Annotated in this window: 2 protein-coding genes; both read left to right on the plus strand. The window is 61.3% G+C overall.

Going from position 1 to position 3,646, the window contains the following annotated elements; genetic code table 11:
• Positions 1 to 100: 100 nt before the first annotated feature.
• Complete coding sequence (gene sucD / locus Q7O19_RS13325; RefSeq protein WP_303810971.1) at positions 101 to 985, plus strand: succinate--CoA ligase subunit alpha; 885 nt, start codon at positions 101 to 103, stop codon at positions 983 to 985.
• 130 nt (positions 986 to 1,115) lie between these two features.
• Positions 1,116 to 3,646: 2-oxoglutarate dehydrogenase E1 component (locus Q7O19_RS13330; RefSeq protein ID WP_303810972.1), on the plus strand; the 2,531-nt coding region annotated here is incomplete at its 3' end.

Here is a 3,646-nt window from a genome sequence, read left to right on the forward strand (position 1 = left end):
AAGGAAATCCTCGCCAACTCCGGCCTGCCGATCGTGTCGGCCGACAATCTGGGTGATGCAGCGGCCAAGATCGTTGCTGAAGTGAAAAAGGCCGCTTGAGATGAGCATTCTCGTCAACGCAAACACCCGCGTCATCACGCAGGGCTTTACCGGCAAGCAGGGCACGTTCCATTCGGAACAGGCCATTGCCTATGGCACCAAGGTCGTCGGCGGCACCGCGCCGGGGAAGGGCGGTTCCGTCCATCTTGGCCTGCCGGTGTTCGATACCGTGGCTCAGGCGCGTGAGGCCACCGGCGCTGATGCGTCGGTCGTCTATGTGCCGCCGCCGGGTGCCGCCGATGCGATTTGCGAAGCCATTGCGGCCGAAATTCTGCTGGTTGTCTGCATCACCGAAGGCATTCCGGTGCTCGACATGGTGCGGGTGAAGCGGGCGCTGCAGGGGTCGAAGACACGCTTGATCGGGCCGAACTGCCCCGGCGTGCTGACGCCGGGCGAATGCAAGATCGGCATCATGCCGGGCAACATCTTCCGCAAGGGATCGGTTGGCGTCGTCTCGCGTTCCGGCACGCTCACCTATGAAGCCGTGCACCAGACCAGCGCTGTGGGACTGGGCCAGACGACGGCTGTCGGTATCGGCGGTGATCCCGTGAATGGTACCAATTTCATCGACATGCTCGAACTGTTTCTGGCCGATGAGGCTACCCAGTCAATCATCATGATCGGTGAAATTGGCGGCGATGCTGAGGAACAGGCAGCCCCGTTCCTGATCGATGAAGCCAAGCGTGGCCGCAAGAAGCCGATGGTCGGCTTCATTGCCGGCACCACGGCGCCTCCGGGTCGCCGCATGGGCCATGCCGGCGCCATCGTTTCGGGCGGCAAGGGCGATGCGGCGTCGAAGATGGCGGCTATGGAAGCGGCCGGCATTCGCGTGTCGCCGTCACCATCGCTGCTGGGCGAAACGCTGATCAAGGTGCTGAAGGGCTGAAGCCCATGGATTTGGCGCGGAAAATCATGTCGCATGTCGGCATTGCATGGCCGGCATGCGACAGTTTGTCATGACATGACCATTATGTGCCGTTAAACAGTTCAGAATCGCGAGATTGAGGACAGTCACGATGGATATGGAAGCCCTGCTGCCCGGACCGGAAGATCGGCCGGCGCCAAGTTGGGCCCGGCCGAACTGGCCGATCCTGCCCGGCGATGATCTGACGCGCGGGCTTGATGCCGCCGGTATGTTTGCCGAAAGCACAGCCAAGACCGCCGGTCGGGCTGCTGCTGCGGCGGCTGCTGCCGGTGCCACCCCGGAAGACATTGCCCGCGCTGCCCAGGATGCGATTAGCGCGCTTATGCTGATCCGCACCTATCGCGTGCGCGGTCACCTTGCGGCCAATCTTGATCCGCTCGGCCTTGCCATCCGCGATCTGCCGGCCGATCTCACCCCCGGCTATCACGGCTTTGGCGGCAATGATCTGGATCGCACGGTGCACATCGGCGGCGCGTTGGGCCTGCAGACGGCAACCATCCGTGAACTCGTCGGCATTCTGCAGCGCAATTACTGCGGTAACGTCGGCCTTGAGTATATGCACATCAACGATGTGGAGGAACGGCGCTTCCTGCAGGAAAAATTCGAAGGCCGTGATAAGGAAATCCAGTTCACCGCCAATGGTAAGCGGGCGATTCTGAACAAGCTGGTTGAAGCCGAGCAGTTCGAGAAATTCCTGGGCCGTAAATATGTCGGCACCAAGCGTTTCGGCCTTGATGGCGCCGAAGCCATGATCCCGGCGATGGAATCGATCATCAAGGTGGGCGGCGCGATGGGCATCACCGAAGTCGTGTTCGGCATGCCGCACAGGGGCCGGCTCAACATGCTGGCCAACGTGCTGCAAAAACCGTTCCGCACCATCTTCCATGAATTCGCTGGCGGTTCATCGAATCCGGATGATGTGGGCGGTTCGGGCGATGTGAAATATCACCTCGGCACCAGCACCGATCGCGAGTTCGATGGCAACAAGGTGCACCTGTCCCTCGTGCCCAACCCTTCCCACCTCGAAGCGGTCGATCCGGTCGTGCTGGGCAAGGTGCGCGCCATTCAGACGATCATTGGCGACAATGCCCGCAAGCAGGTGATGCCGATCCTGCTGCACGGCGATGCGGCCTTTGCCGGCCAGGGTATCGTGGCGGAATGTTTCGGTTTTTCAGGGCTTAACGGCTATGGAACCGGTGGCACCATCCATTACGTGGTGAACAACCAGGTTGGCTTCACCACCAGTCCGCAGTTTGCGCGTTCGTCGCCCTATCCGTCGGACATGGCAAAGATCGTTCAGGCGCCGATCTTCCACGTGAACGGCGATGATCCGGAAGCCGTGACCTATGCCACCAAGGTCGCCACCGAGTTCCGGCAAAAGTTCGGCCGCGATGTGGTGATCGACATGTGGTGCTATCGCCGGTTTGGCCACAACGAAAGCGACGAGCCGAGCTTCACTCAGCCGCTGATGTATGCCGCGATCGGTAAGAAGAAGACGGTGAGCGAGCTGTATGCGGATCGCCTGTCGGGAGAGGGCGTGCTGACCGGCGATGGCTACAAGGCCATGATTGATGGCTATGTCTCCATGCTGGAAGACGAATTCGACGCTGCTGCTGGCTTCAAGGCCAATGCAGCCGATTGGTTCGGCGGCCGCTGGGCCGGGCTGGGCAAGCCCAAGGAAGCCATCGACAGCCGCCGCGCCGCAATGACAGGCGTGTCGATGACCGAACTGCACCAGTTGGGCAAGCAGCTGACCACGGTGCCCGACGGTTTCAATATTCACAGGACCTTGGCGCGGGTTCTTGATGCCAAGGCGGATATGTTCTCCACTGGCGCCAACATCGATTGGGCGACGGGCGAGGCGCTGGCCTTCGGGGCGTTGCTGAAAGATGGTTATGGCGTGCGCCTGTCCGGCCAGGATTGCGGCCGCGGCACCTTCAGCCAGCGGCACTCCGTCTGGACGGACCAGAAGGACGGCGGCCGCTATGTCCCGCTGAAGGCGATGGACCCGCGCTTTGAAGTGCTGGACAGCCCGCTTTCGGAATTCGGCGTGCTCGGTTTCGAATATGGCTATGCCCTGGCTGATCCGAAGAGCCTGATCCTGTGGGAAGCCCAGTTCGGCGATTTCGTGAATGGCGCCCAGACCATCATCGATCAGTTCATTGTTTCGGGCGAAATCAAGTGGTTGCGCGCCAATGGTCTGGTGATGCTGCTGCCGCATGGCTATGAAGGGCAGGGGCCGGAGCACAGCTCGGCGCGCGTCGAGCGCTTCCTGAGCCTGTGCGCGGAAGACAATATCCAGGTCGCCAACTGTACGACCCCAGCCAATTTCTTCCACTTGCTGCGCCGGCAGATGCTGCGGGATTTCCGCAAGCCACTGATTGTGTTCACGCCGAAATCGTTGCTGCGCCACAAGCGGGCGGTGTCGAACCTGGCCGAAATGGGCCCGGCGACGACCTTCCACCGCTGCCTGGATGATCTGAAGCCCTGTGATCCGAAAGCGGTGAAGCGCCTCGTGCTGTGCACCGGCAAGGTCTATTATGATCTGCTCGACGCCAGCGAGAAGGAGAGCCGGGACGACGTCTATCTGCTTCGTGTCGAGCAGCTCTATCCGTTCCCGGG

It is taken from the genome of Sandarakinorhabdus limnophila DSM 17366, assembly GCF_945882885.1.
GTDB classification, from domain to species: Bacteria; Pseudomonadota; Alphaproteobacteria; order Sphingomonadales; family Sphingomonadaceae; genus Sandarakinorhabdus; species Sandarakinorhabdus limnophila_A.